The sequence below is a fragment of the Paenibacillus sp. FSL R5-0407 genome, from assembly GCF_038009185.1.
Lineage (GTDB): Bacteria > Bacillota > Bacilli > Paenibacillales > Paenibacillaceae > Fontibacillus > Fontibacillus vini.
The window spans coordinates 1,173,739-1,190,594 of the sequence record NZ_JBBPAX010000001.1 but is presented as its reverse complement, the minus strand read 5'-3'; the positions used below and the strand labels follow the sequence as shown (position 1 = coordinate 1,190,594).

Sequence of the window (16,856 nt, the reverse complement as noted above, 5' to 3'; positions counted from 1 at the left end):
TGCGGTAAAAAACCCATCAGTTAAGGACTGGCGCGGAGTACAGAATACATATTGTGTCTTTCCTTAAACGCTGCATTCTGATAAACTAAAACTTAACGTTTTACGGGAGGGTATTGATCATGAGTAAACCTAGCTTGGAATCCTTAATGAAAGAACGAATATTGATCCTTGATGGAGCGATGGGTACCATGATCCAACAAGAGAATCTGACAGCGGAAGATTTCGGAGGCGATGAGCTGGACGGCTGTAACGAGATTCTTGTACTCACGCGTCCTGACATTATACAGTCTATCCACGAGAGATATTTAGAGGCAGGGGCCGACCTAATTGAGACAAATACGTTTGGCGGGACCTCCGTAGTGCTTGCCGAATATGATTTGCAGGATCGGACGCGGGAAATCAACCTCGCCGCTGCACGTCTTGCGGTTGAGGCTGCCGAGAAGTATAGTACACCCGACAAGCCGAGATATGTAGTCGGTGCACTGGGTCCGACGACCAAGACTTTGTCCGTAACCGGCGGAGTAACGTTTGATGAATTGATTAACAGCTATGAGGAGCAGGCTGCCGTCCTGATCGAGGCCGGGGTGGATGCCCTGATGCTGGAGACGTCGCAGGATACGCTGAATGTTAAAGCCGGCAGTATCGGGATTACACGCGCTTATGATTCAACCGGTAAAAAGCTTCCTCTTATGATTTCCGGAACAATCGAGCCTATGGGAACGACGCTAGCGGGTCAAAATATTGAATCTTTCTATATTTCGCTGGAGCATTTAAAGCCGATCTCCGTCGGTTTGAACTGCGCAACCGGCCCTGAATTTATGCGGGACCATGTGCGTACGCTGTCCGAGATGGCGAAGGCAGGCGTAAGCTGTCATCCTAACGCTGGCTTGCCGGACGAGAACGGGAACTATCACGAATCCCCGGACTCACTGGCCCAGAAGATGGCGGGCTTCGCGGAGCAAGGCTGGCTGAACATTGCGGGCGGCTGCTGCGGAACGACGCCGGCTCACATCAAGGCGCTTGCCGACAAGATGAGTCAGTTTAAACCCCGGGCTATCGCCGGGACTCATCCGCCTGCAATTTCCGGAATCGATCCGGTATACGTCGAATCTGCAAACCGTCCATACATGGTAGGCGAAAGAACCAACGTGCTTGGCTCGCGCAAATTCAAACGGCTTATCGTGGAAGGCAAATATGAAGAGGCTTCGGAAATCGCACGTGCTCAAGTGAAGAACGGCGCCCAGGTTATCGACGTTTGCGTCCAGGACCCGGACCGGGATGAAGCCGAAGATATTAAGTTATTCCTTGAACTGGTCGTTAAAAAGGTTAAAGTTCCTTTGATGATCGATACGACCGATCCGCAGGTACTGGATTTGGCGCTCAGCTATTGCCAAGGCAAATCGATAATTAACTCCATTAACCTTGAAGATGGAGAAGAAAAATTCGAGAAGGTAACCCCGCTTATTCATAAATACGGCGCGGCCGTTGTAGTCGGTACGATTGATGAAAGTGGTCAGGCGATTACGCGGGAGGACAAGCTGGAGGTCGCCAAGCGTTCGCATGACTTGCTGGTCAACAAGTATGGCCTGAATGCCGAGGATCTTATTTTTGATCCTCTTGTTTTTCCGGTCGGTACGGGGGATGAGCAGTACATCGGCTCTGCGAAGGAGACGATCGAGGGCATCCGTCTTATCAAGGAGGCTTTACCTGCCTGTCATACGGTTCTCGGTGTAAGTAACGTGTCCTTTGGCTTGCCTGAAGCGGGTCGGGAAGTGTTGAACTCCGTCTTTTTGTATGAGTGCACCAAAGCGGGCCTGGATTATGCGATCGTCAATACGGAAAAAGTGGAACGCTATGCTTCCATTCCTGAAGAGGAACGCCGATTGGCGGAGGAACTGATATACAATACGAATGATGAAACACTTGCCGCATTTGTGGCTGCATTCCGCAATAAAAAGGTAGAGAAACAGGTCAAGGCCGTCAACTTAACCATGGAAGAGCGTCTTGCTTCCTATGTAGTGGAAGGGACAAAGGAAGGACTCCTGCCGGATCTGGAAGAAGCCTTGAAGCGGTACAGCGCTCTTGAGGTCATTAACGGACCGTTGATGGCGGGGATGGAGGAAGTCGGAAGGCTCTTCAACAATAACGAGCTGATCGTTGCGGAGGTTCTGCAAAGCGCCGAAGTTATGAAGGCGTCAGTAGCTTATCTTGAACAATTTATGGAAAAGAATGAGACGTCCGTCAAAGGCAAAATTCTGCTTGCGACCGTAAAGGGAGATGTCCATGACATCGGAAAAAACCTGGTAGAGATCATTCTTTCCAATAACGGTTACCGGATCATAAATTTGGGTATAAAAGTACCACCGGATCGCATTATCGAAGCCTGCCGGGAAGAGCTGCCAGACGCGGTTGGCTTATCGGGTCTTTTGGTGAAATCCGCCCAGCAAATGGTAACGACGGCTCAAGATTTGCGAAATGCCGGCATTGAAGTGCCGATTATGGTAGGCGGCGCAGCTTTAACGAGAAAGTTCACCAGAACGCGGATCCGTCCGGAGTATAACGGTCTCGTTCTTTATGCGAAGGATGCCATGGATGGCCTGGATTTGGCGAATAAGCTGATGGACCCTGAACACAGGGAGTTAATCCGTCAAAATATAGAAGCCGAGAAGACGGCGGATGCGAATGCCGCGCCGGCGGCACCGTTGCCGGAATTAAGCCGTGCGGTAAGATCGAACATCTCGACGGATGCGCCGGTGTTCATTCCGCCGGATTTGGATCGCCATGTGCTTCGCGATTATCCAATTAACCATATCATTCCTTATATCAATATGCAGATGTTATTGGGACATCATCTTGGACTGCGGGGATCAGTGGATCAATTGCTGGCCCAAGGAGATGATAAGGCCGTACAGTTAAAAGAAACGGTCGACACGATCCTTCAAGAGGCCATTAACAAGGGCATTATTCGCGCCCAGGCCATGTACCGGTTTTTCCCGGCCCAGTCATCGGGCGATGACATCTTGATCTACGATCCTAACGATACTACAAAGATATTGAAAACATTTACGTTCCCGAGACAGCGTGTGGAGCCGTTCCTGTGTCTTGCTGATTTTCTGAAGTCGGTCGACAGCGGCGTCATGGACTACGTCGGATTCCTGGTAGTTACGGCGGGACAAGGTATACGGGAATTGTCCGATCAATGGAAAGAGAGCGGGGATTATCTGCGTTCCCATGCGCTGCAATCCGTGGCGCTAGAAACGGCTGAGGCGTTGGCCGAGCGGGTTCATCACATTATGCGCGATATTTGGGGCTTCCCGGATCCGCAGGAGATGACGATGAAGCAGCGTCATGGCGCAAGATACCAAGGGATTCGCGTATCCTACGGCTATCCGGCTTGTCCGGATCTGGAATACCAGCAGCCGCTGTTTGAGCTGATGCAACCCGAAGATATCGGGATTCATTTGACGGAAGGATTCATGATGGAGCCGGAAGCTTCCGTATCGGCTATGGTGTTTGCTCATCCGCAGGCCCAATATTTTAACGTGGACAAAGCTTAAAGATATTGGCCAGGAAACCCTCCGAATCTTCGGAGGGTTTTGGCAATAATATTGGTACAAATGATATGTGTTTCATATAGATGAAAAGCAGGATGGGAGGCATCGTGATGGAATTGTATTTTATGGGAACCAACGCCGGGGTACCTTCCCTGGAGAGGAATGTAACGTCACTCGCGCTCCGTTTGCTGGATGAACGTCGTTCCTTTTGGCTGTTTGATTGCGGGGAAGGAACCCAGCATCAAATTCTCCGCTCCCCGCTCAAATTGAGCAAGCTGGAGAGTATTTTTATTACCCATTTACATGGCGACCACCTCTTTGGCCTCCCCGGTCTGCTCTCGAGCCGGGCTTATCAGGGAGGGGATACCCCATTGTCCCTTTACGGCCCGCCGGGGCTTAAGAAGTTTGTAAATACCGCCATGGATCTCAGCGAATCACGGATCAGCTATAAAATAGACATTGTTGAGCACGAAGGCGGCTGTTTGTTTGAAGATGCTACGTTCCGGGTGGAATCGGCGAAGCTGGATCATCGGATCTCGAGTTACGGGTACCGGGTTATCGAGAAGGATCTTCCGGGCAAGCTGGATATTGAATTGCTTAAAAGCCATGGCATTACCCCGGGACCCCTATACGGTAAGTTGAAAAGAGGAGAGAGTATTGTTGCTCCCGATGGAACGACCCTAACTCCTTCCGAAGTGCTTGGCGGTCCTAAGAAAGGGCGAGTCGTGACAATCCTTGGGGATACCCGGCCCTGCCCGTCCGTGATCCCATTGGCGAAGGATGCGGATGCTCTTGTGCATGAGGCGACTTTTTTGCATGAGCTGGCGGATACCGCTCACACGTATCATCATAGTACGGCAAGGCAGGCTGCGGAGGCTGCTAAAGAGGCTGGTGCAAAAAATCTTTATCTTACGCATTTCAGCTCTCGTTATAAATATGAGGATCAACTGCAAGGACTGCTGCATGAAGCGGAGATGATATTTCCGAATACGAAGCTGGCGCGGGAACATGTAGTGTATCCTGTGCTGCGAAGCGGGGAATAAAGAGGCTGATCCGCAGAATCTGAATGATTATTTTCCGGGAAAGCGCAGGAAATGACAGGCAGTATCAATCTTTTCCATATGGGCCGGTCCCAAATTTGGCCTGCTTCGATCTCTTTCGACGAATGATAGTCATGATTTCTATATTTTGACACAAGAATGGCGAATTAAGGGCGGGAAATTTGCTTGCCCTTTATTAATATATGTACAATGAGAAGCAAGAGGGTGGAAACATGAATACAACCAACCTATCCTGGAAGGCATATTTAATCGACCTGGATGGAACTTTATACCACGGCAGCCGTATGATACCTGAGGCTGATCGTTTAATCACCGAACTGCAGGATAACGGCATTCCCTTTTTGTTTGTGACGAACAACTCGTCACGAACTCCCGAAGATGTCGCCGAACATCTTAAAGCGATGGGGATCCCGGCCAAAGAGGAGCAGGTATGCACCTCAGCCGTCGCCGCAGCGGAATATATCGCCGGACAAATGCCGGGCTGCAAGGTGGCGCCGATCGGGGAAACCGGGTTGATTACAGCGTTAAAGAATGCTGGATTGACACTGGATAAGGAGCATCCCGATTTTGTCGTTCAGGGGATTGACCGGAATTTTACATATGAAACCTTGACGAAAGCTGCCCGCTGGATCCTGGGCGGTGCCCGCTATGTATTAACTAACCCGGATCTTCTGCTGCCGTCCCAGGACGGTCTCATGCCGGGTGCGGGTACGATTTCAGCGGCCATTCGGGCTGCGTCCGGCGTAGAGCCGATCGTGATCGGCAAGCCGTCGGATATTTTGATGAAGCACGCCATCGCACGTTTGGGGCTTCGGAATGAAGAGGTCGCCGTTATCGGAGACAATATGCTGACCGATATCTCGGCGGGCGTAAATGCCGGCTGCGGCACGATCTTGACACTGACCGGGGTAACAACAGCAGAGAACTTGCCTAGCTTTGTAGCTTCCTCAGGTGTTAATCCGGATTTAATCTGCAGCAACCTGGATGAAGTCCGCAAGCTGATTTGTAATAACTCACACTAATACACGCTAATTTACATTGTAAAACGAAAGGGAAGATGAACCATGCCGGAATTGCCGGAAATGGAAAACTATCGAATCCAGCTTTCAAAGCATATTTTGGATCTGCCTATTACTGAGGTGGTCGTAAACCGGGAAAAGTCGCTGAATTTGGACCAGGAAGTATTCGTAAATGAACTGACCGGAAGACAAGTGATCTTTGTCGAGCGGCGTGCGAAGCATTTGCTGTTCCATTTGGACAATGGCCGGCGCCTGATTCTGCACCTGATGCTGGGGGGGCTGCTTTATTTGGGATCAAAGGAAGACCGTCCCTCCAGAAGTACGCAAATTGAAATTGTCTTCGGCGACAATCTGGTGCTTTATTTCATAGGCCTGAGACTTGGATATTTGCATTTGCTTAGTGCGAAAGAGGCGGAGGATTCTTTAGCGCACTTGGGCCCTGAACCGCTTGGCCGCAAGATGAACGAAGAGATCTTCGTGAAGCTAATGAGAAAGCGTCGGGGGAGCATCAAGACGGTTCTGGTGAATCAGGACGTTATTGCCGGAATCGGCAATTGCTATGCAGACGAAATTGCTTTCGCCGCAGGGCTAAGACCCACTGCTAAGCTGCAAAACATGAGCGAGGAAGATCTTTTGGGGCTATATCGGGCGATGAGAGAAGTACTCGTAGAAATGACCGAAGGCGGCGGCTATATGGAAATGCCGTTGACCAGTGAAGATACGCTGACCGGTGGAGCAAATGATCTTTGCCGCGTTTATGACCGGGAAGGAGAAGCTTGTCCGCGCTGCGGCGATCAAATCGTCAAGACAGAAATGAACGGACGTAAAGTGTTTTATAGTCCGGGATGCCAGTATGACCGTTAAAGTAAGCGTCGGAGGACATCTTAGCATTAGAGGCGGATATGCCAAGGCCGCCGAGGTCGCATATCGACTCGGTGCCGGAGCTTTTCAGTATTTTCCCAAAAACCCGCGCAGTTTAACGGTAAAAAGTTTCGATAAAAGGGATGCCGAGCGCTGCCGGGAACTGAGCTGCAAGTATGACCTGCTATCCGTGGCCCATACTCCATATCCGAGCAATCTGGCGGCAACTCCAGGGGACGCGGGCGGACAATTTGAACGAACGGTAGCATCGTTGCGCAATGATCTGGAGATTGCCGAGGCGTGCGGTTCGGTGGGGATTGTTGTTCATTTTGGCACATATAAGGAAAGAAACCCCTTACAAGGTTACCAAAATATTATACAATGTATAAATGAAGTGTTAAACGGTTGGCAGGGCTCCGCTAAGCTGCTGATTGAGAACCAGGCCGGCGATCACGGGGATATGGGCATGACCTTGGAAGAGCTTGTGCAAATCCGCAAGTTATGCACTTCGCCTGAACAGATCGGATTTTGCCTTGATACCTGCCATGCTTTTGCGGCCGGGATGTGGACGGGAGAAGCGGATAAAGATTTTGCTTCAAAGGCCGAAAAATTGGGATATTGGGACGGCTTGGCCGCCGTGCATTTAAACGACTCGAAATATCCGGTCCATTCCCGCAAGGATCGTCATGCCAGGGTCGGGCAAGGTTACATCGGCGAACAAGGATTTTTGAAATTGCTTGAAATGAAGGACATTCGGCGGCAACCGCTGATTCTGGAGAGCGAAACTGGTGAAGACGGAACTTATAGAGAAGATATAGAACGGGTAAAGCGATGGGTGGAAGCCTAGTGCTGGAAATACCGCGGAAAGGAAGAACAACTGTGATTCATGTATATATGGACGACTTTCGACGATGTCCGGAGGGCTTTACATTGGCCAGGTCCGTGGATGAGTGTCTGGAACTGCTGAGATTAATGGAAGTCGACATTCTGTCGCTCGATTACGATATGGGACCAGGGGAGAAGACCGGCTCCGACGTGGCGGCAGCCATGGCTCGGGAAGGCCTGTATGCCCGTGAGATTTACCTGCATACCTCTAGCATGTACGGTAAAAAGAGCATGTACGAAATCCTTTACCAGAACAAGCCGGAACATGTCATCCTGCATAACGGACCCATTCCGTTTGATTTGCTGGATGAGATTGAACGTAAAGCGGGAGGTTGCTAGTTTGAACAACGAGAACGAACAGGAAGTCCCGGAACAAAACGGAACGACTACTAAATACTTATGCACGGCCAATCACGGATTTGCTCCTTACGCCCAGGAAGAACTTAGAAGAAGGTTCGGAGCCGTTAAAAGTACGTTGCTTGTGCCTGGAGAAGTATTCGTCGCCACGCTTAAAGCCACAGCTTCAGAGGTGACTTCGCAGTTAAGTCATCCGGAGCCGATGTTCCTCCGCCATTTATTTCTTGTAGGATGGGAATGGAACTCGGAAGGACGTCTTGATTTGGGAGAACAACAAAACGATGGCTGGTTGAGTGAACTGCAGCATTATTTGTTGGGTGAATCCCGGCTGTCGGGGGCCAAGGTGGCTATCCAAACCCGAAAAGCCACGCAATCGCTTTGGGAAGGCAGTGCCGCCGAACTGAAGGACGCATTGCAAGCCGGCCTTGGCGAGCTTGATGCGGATTATGTGGTTAAGGATGCCGATTACATCGTCTCCGTATTCGCCGCTAAGGACAGCATTTTCGTGGGAATTGCCCGGCCGGAAGAAAATTTGTCCGATTGGAACGGTGGAGCCGTGCGTTTTCAACGCGAGGAAGGTCAGATCTCCCGTGCCAAATTTAAGCTTCTGGAAGCTGAGGCTGTATTCGGTATCGATTTCGCGGCGTTCCGTGAAGCGCTGGATATTGGAGCTGCGCCAGGCGGATGGACATCATTTTTGCTGGAACGAGGTCTCAAAGTGACTGCGGTGGATCCTGCAAAACTGCATCCCGACGTAATGGCTTCACCAAGGTTGACCCATGTTCGTAAAAATGCGAACGCCGTGAAATTTCGTGATCATCAATTCGATCTGCTCGTCTGCGATATGAGCTGGAGCCCGAAGCTGACGGCCAAAATGGTGACCGAGCTGCTCTACGCACTCGTACCGGGCGGAACTGCAGTCGTTACTGTGAAGCTGCTCAGCAAAAAGCCGATGGCTCTTATCAATGAAGTGATCGGAACGTTCCAAGAGGCTCAGCTTCAAGTACAACGGGCTAAACAACTGTTCCACAACCGTGACGAAATCACATTATACATGATTAAATATTAATCACATGAATTATATTTTTTTGAAAATCGCTTTACAAACCCTGTGAGTTTGTTCTATACTGATTCCAAAATTATGCAATTCGATTAAGGGAAAGTATCCCTGTCTGTCTACAGCTCTAATCAGCTGAGGAGGACAATGGGTACTTTCCCTTTTTGCGTTTCGAAAAAGGAGGGAGCCGGTTGCCGTTTATTCCGAAATATGAACGCGGCGGAATTTTGGCAGGCCGCTACAGGATGGAGAAAATTATTGGAGAAGGGGGCATGAGCCGGGTTTATCTCGCCTCCGATTTGAAGCTGCCCGGGAAGCGTTGGGCTGTGAAGGAGAGTCCGTTTACACCGGAGCATGGTCTCCGGTTGGAGGATGAAGCTGAACTGCTTATTTCGTTAAATCATCCTCGGTTGCCGAGAATTTCAGATTTTTTTCAAATGGAGGGCGGATATTCATACTTGGTGATGGATTATGTGGCAGGTGTTCATCTGGATAAGTATGTATTGGGCAATAAGGAAGCTTTAACCCCTGACAAATTAGCCAGGCTAGGATTGCAAATTTGTGAGGGTCTACATTATCTTCATAGTCTTCATCCGCCGATCATTCATCGGGATCTGAAGCCGTCCAATCTGCTGATCGATGAGCAGGAAGAAATCATGTTTGTTGATTTCGGGATTGCCCGCAAATATAAACAGGAAACTCTTGAGGATACGGTTAAACTCGGAACGATCGGATTTGCGGCACCGGAACAATATGGAGGGCGACAGACGGACGGCAGAACGGATTTATATTCGCTTGGCGCCGTGCTGCTCTATTTGGGAACCGGGTGCAAATATTCTTATTGGTCGGAAGAGACAGCGGCCATACTCCGGCGTAAAGGTTTAGCTTTGCTGGAACCGATTATTTTACGACTTCTGCAACATGAACCGGAAAACAGATACTCTTCGGCGGAAGAGACGGCGGAAGCACTGAGAGCTGTGGCAAGCACGCTATCTAATGCAACTGCAAAGAATGCAAACCTGGAAGATGCACGGCGGAGCGATTTCCGTCGGACGCCGCGCTCTATTGTAATTGCCGTAATGGGGGCGGCACCCGGTATCGGCACAACGCATACCTGCATCACATTGGCCCATCTGTTATCCAAGTTTACGCCGAGGATCTCGGTTGTGGAGATGGAGGTCAAATCCAACGCTTTCCGGACGCTGTCCGTTCTTGTGGAAGGGACTGATGCATTTACCCGCGAAGCGGGACCGCAGCGTTTCCGGTTTCGGAGCGTCGATTACATCCGGGCTCCATCGCGACAGGAATTGCTGGATTTGATTGCGGGAAGCAGCGAGTATGTGATCTGCGATCTCGGATCAGGCAGGCGCAAGGAACATTTAGAGGAGTTTGCCCGTGCCGATCTGTCCATTCTTGTTTGTCCGGCGGCGGAATGGCGTCATGAGGATCTGGCGGCTTTCAAAGCGAGTTCGGGTCCCGTCAGAAAAAATTGGGTATGCTGCATACCGTTTGGTTCCAGGAATGCCGTCCGGCGTATCCGCAAAACTTTTAGTACGGGAAAAGTATACGTCTTGCCAGCCGAACATGATCCTTTTTCCCCGGGGAAGGAAATGGAGTCGGCTCTGGCCGAAATATGCGGGGGATTGTTTCCGCAAAGCGTACTGCAGGGGAGAAGCGGACTACGCTGGAGGCGAAAACGCAGGAAAGGAAGTGAATAAATGTTCAGGATGAGACGGAAAACGAAGCACCTAATTTATGCCGGCTTAGCTGGCGTGATCGCAACCGGAATTATATTTGGCGGGTTCATGTTCGTTAAAACTTCGAAGATGACAGAAGCCCGAATAGAAATGCAGGGTAGATTGGAAGCTGAAATTCGCATTCTTCAGGAAGAGGCGGGCCGATCCAAGGTTCAGGGCTGGACGCCTGCCCGGGAACTCCCGGCAGGTCATGTGATTTCTATGGAGGACCTCGTATCCGTTGAATTGCCGGAAGGCAGCGTACCGAGTGATTGGCTCAAGACCAGAGAACAAATCGCCGGTAAAACGGTCAAGCTGTCACTTAAGCCGAATACGCTGCTGACAGGCACGCTTTTATATGAGGAAGAGCCAACGCCTTCCGATCTCCGTTTCCGTGAAATGGGTTTTATCCAGCTTCCAGGAGCGCTTAGCGAGCAGGACGTCATTGATGTGCGTATCCAGTTTCCGACGGGACAAGATTACATATTGTTGGCCAAAAAAAAGGTGAACTCGTTAGCATCAGGTACGGTTACGATGACCCTGAATGAATCGGAAATCCTGTCGCTGTCCAGCGCAATCGTCGACGCTTATTTGCATAAAGCCTCGATCTATGCCTTGCTCTATGTGGAGCCAAGCCTTCAAGCAAAAGCTATTCCGACGTACCCGGCCAACGAGGCCGTGCTGAAATTGATCAAGCAGGACCCGAATATCGTCGGTCGTGCCGAACATGCCTTGAGCAACTCCGCCCGTACTGGTCTTGAAGCGGATCTTGGAGGGGTATCGGCACAATCGGCCGCAGAATATGCGGGATATCAAGCAACTCAATCGTCACCGCCACCCTCTTCCCGGGCCGACTCGCCAACAGGCGGTCAAGAACAGTTTGTCATGGGGCCGGCGGAATAAAAGGAGGTACCAAGGGTGAAAAGCTGGATTTTTACAGGTAAGAGCGATAAAAGGGATCTGCTGCTGTACATTTGCAAGGTGCTGTCCGGAACAGGCAAAAGGGTGTTACTGGTGGACATGACCGATGGCAGAAAGTACCGTTATTTGGCCAGTAGCGTGAAAAATTGTATACCTCTTACCGAGTATAACGGGTTTGATATTTGTGATGGAATCACCGCCGCTGATCCTGAACATTACGACTACTGTCTGTATGATCTGGAGACGATGCATTTTGGTTCAATTGAAATTTGGAAGCGGGTTGATGCCGTTATGTGGGTCACTTCATATGACCGTTATGAGGTGGAGAATAGCGCCGAGTGGTTCAGTCATTTGTTACTCCGATGGCCTCAACTTAAATCGCTGCGGATTCAGCCGGTCTTTATACGAACGGTCGACAGCTTTTTGACCCCCGATTACATTATGGGCTACGTGGAGCACTTGCCTATTGAATGGAGTAAAGAGATGGTGTGCATTCCCTGGTGCGAAACTAATGAAATCGTGCAGATGGAGAATGAACATGCGCAAACTTTGCGGATGGGGCGAATCTCCAGATCATATAAGAAAGCGATTCTATCCTTGATCGTGAATCTCGCAGGTCTGTCTATGCCGAGTACGAAAAAAGCGCTGCGGTCGGCGGACAGGAGGAGGGCATGAGCAGGATCATCTTTTGGGATTACGGACATGAAGGATCGGCCGAGGTTGCTGCGGCGGCAGCGATAGGGATGTCTTTGACACATCCGGGAAGGATTCTGTTGCTGAATGAGGTTAAAGCCGGGACTAGTGTTGAAGCTGGCTTCTCTCTGTCTGACCAATATCAGGACAGGGGCGCTCTTCCGCTTACGGAATACGGGATTGACGCCTTGCTGCGTTTAGCCGCCAATCAACGTTTAGGTGCAGCGAACTTCTCGGATTATACTCAACCGGTCATCAAGGGGAAACTGGATCTTGTTTCCGGAAGCCGAGAAGAATGTCTTGAAAATCCACTTGAGTCAGGTGAGAAGCTGGGCCGTGTTTTTGCCGCTGCGGAGCAGGCTTATAACTTTATTTTTACTGCAAGTCGATTTTCCTCTGGAGCTGTTGCTGCAGCAGGCCCGCATAATTTGCCGATAGGAAGGCTGCTGAGTGTCGCAGTACTTCGGCAAAATCGTTTGGAGTTGGAACGTTTTTTTGGTGATGTGGTCAGGGAGACTAACGGAGCAAATGTGACGGATGCTATCGTGATTCAGCATTATGATCACCGTTCGCAATGGTCGGCTGGCAACATTCGAAGGCGGTTTGGCTGCAAGCCGCCGCTGTACGTCATTCCGCATAGCACAGAGTTTATGGATGCTTGGAATAACATGAATATCCTCCGATTTATCCGATTGCACCGGCTGTTACCGCGCAGGAGACCCGCGAAAGAAGAATTTATGTCGGGGCTTGCCAACCTTTGCGACGGCCTATACCGGCTCGCTGCTGATCGAGATGTGTATTCCCGAGGAGGAGAAAAGGGGGCATGACCTTGAATGCAGCCGGAGTAAATTTGATAGGAATCATCATTTTAGTTGCCGTCTGTTTGGCTTGTCTCTGGCTGAAGGCCAAGTCTTCAGGAGAATCTTTCTTACATCGTGCGCCTGGAAGGGATCGATATTCTTTTACGGAACTCATCGCTTACGTCAAGCATCAGATCCATGAGCTTAGCCGCAATCCCTCTAACGAATGGGGGATGAACGAGGAAGCCTGGAACCGAAAAGTAAAGGTTCGGGCCGAGCTTCGGCAAGCATTACGCGGCTGTACGTATGGCGACCAGCAGGATAAACGTTACGTCAAATCCTTTATTCGCGATTTGCTAGTAAGAGGGTACGGTATCTCGGAAGAAAATATAGACCTTATTATTCCATTCCGCGACCGGGAACGATTAAATGCGCAAGACAGATTTGAAATTGTGCTGTACTTATACGGAAGACGGCATGGGGAAATGGCCTTATCCACGCTGATCGAAGACTATGACTTGGACCAGCCGAAGTGCCGGTCCGACGAAGATGGTACAGGGATATTTGAAATTAATGCTGAGGATGTGGACTCGGTTTTTTACAGGGAGTATCGCCTGCTTTCATTTCCCGAGAAGCTGGACCTGGTCGTTCAGCGGGTCTATCAAATGTACAAAGGATTTTCCGTGATCGACGCGATTCGGGAACAGAACATTGACGGGGTGAGCGGAGGAGTCAGCGGGATTCCCGGGAATCATTCCCTTTGGCAACGGATAGAGGATGAAATCGAACCGGGAGGGCCGGAAATTCCGCTAGATCAGGACGGAAGGCAAATAACTCGCTCCTGGGACAGTGTTTGGATTTTTTATAAAGGTAAAAGCATACGTTTATCCTTCTTATCTTTCGGAAGTGAAGCCGAATTGAAACGGGTGTGTCAGAACATTTACAAATTCAATTTGCCGGGTCAGTTATCCGAGGCTAACGGATTTAAAGTAAACGAGTTGAAGGACGGCTCCCGGGTCGTTGTGGTGAGACCGCCTTTTGCGGAATCATGGGCATTTTTTGTACGTAAGTTCGACGTGAAGAACGCAGTCCTTGAAGGGCTTATTCAAGGGAATAACTCCAACCTGCCGATCGAACTGTTGAAATATCTGATGAAAGGAAGCCGGATTACCTCGATCACCGGTTCCCAGGGTTCAGGCAAAACAACGCTGTTAATGGCCATGATCAAGCATATTTATCCTTCTTACACTTTACGCGTTCAGGAGATGTCATTCGAGCTTCATCTCCGGAGGATTTATAGTACGAGAAACATTTTAACCTTTCGTGAAACGGAATACATATCCGGGCAAGCGGGATTGGATTTGCAGAAAAAAACGGATGGCACGGTCAATATCCTCGGGGAGGTAGCGACGGACGAGGTTGCGGCTTGGATGATACAGATGGCGCAAGTGGCAAGTTTATTTACCCTGTTTACCCATCACGCCAAAACCTTCCGCGACCTGATTGAATCCCTGCGAAATTCCTTATTAAAGACCGGCATGTTTAGGGATGAAAAGATTGCCGAATATCAGGTAGCGGGTGTGCTGGATTTTGATATTCATCTCTGCAAAGACTATCAGGGGAACAGATACATAGAACGAATTACGGAGTGCTGCCGTCTGAACGAGAGTTACCAGGAAAGGGTAATTGTCGAGTATCGTAACGGAGCATATGTACCTGTAAAGCCGATCTCTGCGCATAGCCTTAAGGAAATGTCCAAAGAGATGACACCGGAAGATGCAGCGGCCTTTGAAAGGTTTGCGGGTATGTATTGGAGGGAGGCCATTGGAGCTTAAGTCATTTCTCATGATTCTTGTCGGAATGTCATTATGCTGTTTTTTGCTGCTGCTCGGTTTGGGAAAATTAATTGCCAAACGAGAAGAGGAGCAGGGGTTATCGTTAGCTGATCGCGGACACCCATCGTCCCGCTTGATCCGCGGCGGATTGAATGTTCTTTTTCTGAGGTCCTATGCGTTATTCATGAAGCTGCCGCCGCTTAGATTTTATGTGTTGAAGGTTCGATTCCGCTTGTCCGTTCTCCAAGTTTATGACGAGTTTAGTTTACGAAGGCAAACGATCAAGATTGTTTATCTGATCCTGGGTACCCTCACATTCGTGATCGGCGTACTGACGGCAATGAATCCTAACTTGATCTTCTTTCTTTCCTTGTTGATAGCCGCCGTTGTCATTCAAGGTCTGATCCTGGACGGGTATATCAATCGGTTGGAAAAGAAGCTGCTGGAACAAATGCTAGATTTGTTCGGCGCCGTCAGGCTGGCCTATCACAGGCACGGTATGGTTGAAGACGCTATAGATGAATCCATCGAATCGGTTGGAGAGGAAATCGCTCTGCATGCTCATAGGATTTATGACGCTTTAAGTGATGTTAAACCGGATGAGGCGCTGGAGAAATATTATGAAGTCGCGCCAAACCGTTTTCTTCGAGCGTTTGCGGGGATATCAAGGATGATTATGGAATTCGGGGACCGCAAAAAGGATAAGGGTTCGTTGTATTTAAGAGGTCTGGCCAGCCTTACAGGGGAAATTCAGCTTGACTTGATTCGTCGAAGTAAGCTCGATTATTTGCTGAAGGGGCTAAATTTAATTGCTTTAGTGCCGATTTTTTTTACCAAGCCGATTGAGATTTGGGCAAGGAGAAATTTTCCGCTCATGGATCAGTTTTATTTGAGTAAGGCAGGGATTCTGGCCAAGCTCGGGATTTTTCTGATCATTCTTATTTGCTATTTGCTGCTTCAGAAGCTGAAGAGTGAAGAGGAGACGGATTATAGGGCAGGTAGAAACCGGAATCCATGGGAATCAGCCTTGAGAAAATGGCACCTTGTCCGGAAATGCTCGGCATGGTTCACCCCAAGGTTCAAATCTGCAGCCTATGAGCGAATTCATAAACTGCTGAAAGACAGTAATCATCACTTAAGTGTAGAAACGTTGCAAATCAGACGGCTTGTCATATTTCTGTTATGTGTGGTTGTTACGACGGGTACTTTTTCTTATTTACATTTGAAGAGCCGGTCGTGGATTTTGAATGAGCCTCCGGCAAGCTATGTGTTTTTTGGAACTATGTCACAGGACGATGCTGAGGCTGCGGCGGAAATCGTCGACATGGACAAGCAGGTTATGGTGGAGACAGGAATGGATTCTAATAGAGAGTATGATCAAATAGCTGCCTCCATCACACAAGTAATGGCGGAAAGGGGATTACAGCCGAACGATAAACAGCTTGAGGCAACGGCGGAGCGTGTGATAGATAAATTGAAACGCTGGAACGCGGAGTATCTGAAATGGTGGGAGCTTCTCTTGTCGCTGATTGCCGGATGGATCGGATACTGTGTACCGGTCTGGACGCTGATGTTCCAGCGGAGGATGCGGCTTATGGATATGAGGCAAGAAGTGTACCAGTTTCATACGATGATTTCTATTCTGAAGGAACTGGAACGAATTTCAGTCGAAGAGATTTTGGACTGGCTGCATTCGTATGCCGTGATTTTCAAAATTCCGCTGCAGAAATGTCTGCTCCATTTCGGGCATGGCGGCGAAGAAGCATTGAAGCAGATGAAGGAGGAGGCCGGGCTGGACGAGTTTAGGCAATTGGCGGACAAGCTGCTTCTCGCTACGGAGAAAATAACGATCTCGGATGCCTTTGATGAGCTGGAGAGTGAGATGGCGTATCATTTTGAACGGAGACGGCTCGATTATGAAAAATCGCTGGATACGAAAGCGGGGATCGGCCGTATCATCGGTTTTGCGCCGATGTATTGTCTCGTGTTTGTCTACCTGGTCATCCCGTTGATCTGGATGAGCTTTCAACAGATGGGCATTTATTTTGAGCAAATTCAACATATTTAACAAGGAGGT

At 49.5% G+C, this 16,856-nt stretch carries 13 protein-coding genes; all 13 read left to right on the top strand.

Annotation, left to right across the window (positions count from 1 at the left end; all coding sequences use genetic code 11):
• Window positions 1–119: 119 nt before the first annotated feature.
• The 13 genes from metH (at window position 120) to NYE70_RS05705 (ending at window position 16,847) form a co-directional block, all read left to right on the top strand.
• Window positions 120–3,557 carry a methionine synthase gene (metH, locus tag NYE70_RS05765; RefSeq protein ID WP_341045337.1) on the top strand — a complete coding sequence of 1,146 codons (3,438 nt, stop codon included), beginning with the start codon at window positions 120–122 and terminating at the stop codon, window positions 3,555–3,557.
• 107 nt (window positions 3,558–3,664) lie between these two features.
• The gene (gene rnz, locus NYE70_RS05760; protein ID WP_211020962.1) at window positions 3,665–4,597 is read left to right on the top strand and encodes a ribonuclease Z; all 933 of its coding nucleotides are present in this window, start codon (window positions 3,665–3,667) and stop codon (window positions 4,595–4,597) included.
• A 230-nt stretch (window positions 4,598–4,827) separates the two neighbouring features.
• Entirely contained in the window at window positions 4,828–5,637 is an 810-nt protein-coding gene (locus tag NYE70_RS05755) for a TIGR01457 family HAD-type hydrolase (RefSeq protein ID WP_341045336.1), read from the top strand.
• A gap of 42 nt (window positions 5,638–5,679) precedes the next feature.
• Window positions 5,680–6,498, top strand: coding sequence for an Fpg/Nei family DNA glycosylase (locus tag NYE70_RS05750; RefSeq protein WP_211020645.1), 819 nt, complete (start codon window positions 5,680–5,682; stop codon window positions 6,496–6,498).
• Window positions 6,488–7,342 (top strand): deoxyribonuclease IV, encoded by an 855-nt coding sequence (locus NYE70_RS05745; protein WP_341045334.1) that lies wholly within the window; start codon window positions 6,488–6,490, stop codon window positions 7,340–7,342. Before NYE70_RS05750 ends, NYE70_RS05745 begins: the two co-directional genes overlap by 11 nt.
• Window positions 7,343–7,377: 35 nt before the next feature.
• A complete protein-coding gene (locus NYE70_RS05740; RefSeq protein WP_211020961.1) occupies window positions 7,378–7,719 on the top strand; it encodes a cyclic-phosphate processing receiver domain-containing protein in 342 nt (113 codons plus the stop codon).
• Window positions 7,688–8,806 (top strand): SAM-dependent methyltransferase, encoded by a 1,119-nt coding sequence (locus NYE70_RS05735; RefSeq protein ID WP_445323744.1) that lies wholly within the window; start codon window positions 7,688–7,690, stop codon window positions 8,804–8,806. The genes NYE70_RS05740 and NYE70_RS05735 overlap by 32 nt, the downstream gene beginning before the upstream one ends.
• 179 nt (window positions 8,807–8,985) lie before the next feature.
• The gene (locus tag NYE70_RS05730; RefSeq protein ID WP_290408135.1) at window positions 8,986–10,512 is read left to right on the top strand and encodes a serine/threonine-protein kinase; all 1,527 of its coding nucleotides are present in this window, start codon (window positions 8,986–8,988) and stop codon (window positions 10,510–10,512) included.
• 9 nt (window positions 10,513–10,521) lie between these two features.
• A complete protein-coding gene (locus NYE70_RS05725) occupies window positions 10,522–11,433 on the top strand; it encodes an SAF domain-containing protein (protein WP_341045331.1) in 912 nt (303 codons plus the stop codon).
• A 15-nt stretch (window positions 11,434–11,448) separates the two neighbouring features.
• Window positions 11,449–12,126: a hypothetical protein gene (locus NYE70_RS05720; RefSeq protein ID WP_290408133.1), complete on the top strand. Its 678-nt coding sequence runs from the start codon at window positions 11,449–11,451 to the stop codon at window positions 12,124–12,126.
• Window positions 12,123–12,971 (top strand): hypothetical protein, encoded by an 849-nt coding sequence (locus NYE70_RS05715; protein ID WP_341045330.1) that lies wholly within the window; start codon window positions 12,123–12,125, stop codon window positions 12,969–12,971. Before NYE70_RS05720 ends, NYE70_RS05715 begins: the two co-directional genes overlap by 4 nt.
• On the top strand, window positions 12,968–14,779 hold the full coding sequence (locus tag NYE70_RS05710; protein ID WP_290408131.1) for an ATPase, T2SS/T4P/T4SS family: 1,812 nt from the start codon (window positions 12,968–12,970) through the stop codon (window positions 14,777–14,779). Before NYE70_RS05715 ends, NYE70_RS05710 begins: the two co-directional genes overlap by 4 nt.
• Window positions 14,769–16,847 (top strand): hypothetical protein, encoded by a 2,079-nt coding sequence (locus NYE70_RS05705; RefSeq protein WP_341045329.1) that lies wholly within the window; start codon window positions 14,769–14,771, stop codon window positions 16,845–16,847. Before NYE70_RS05710 ends, NYE70_RS05705 begins: the two co-directional genes overlap by 11 nt.
• The last annotated feature ends 9 nt before the right edge of the window (window positions 16,848–16,856 follow it).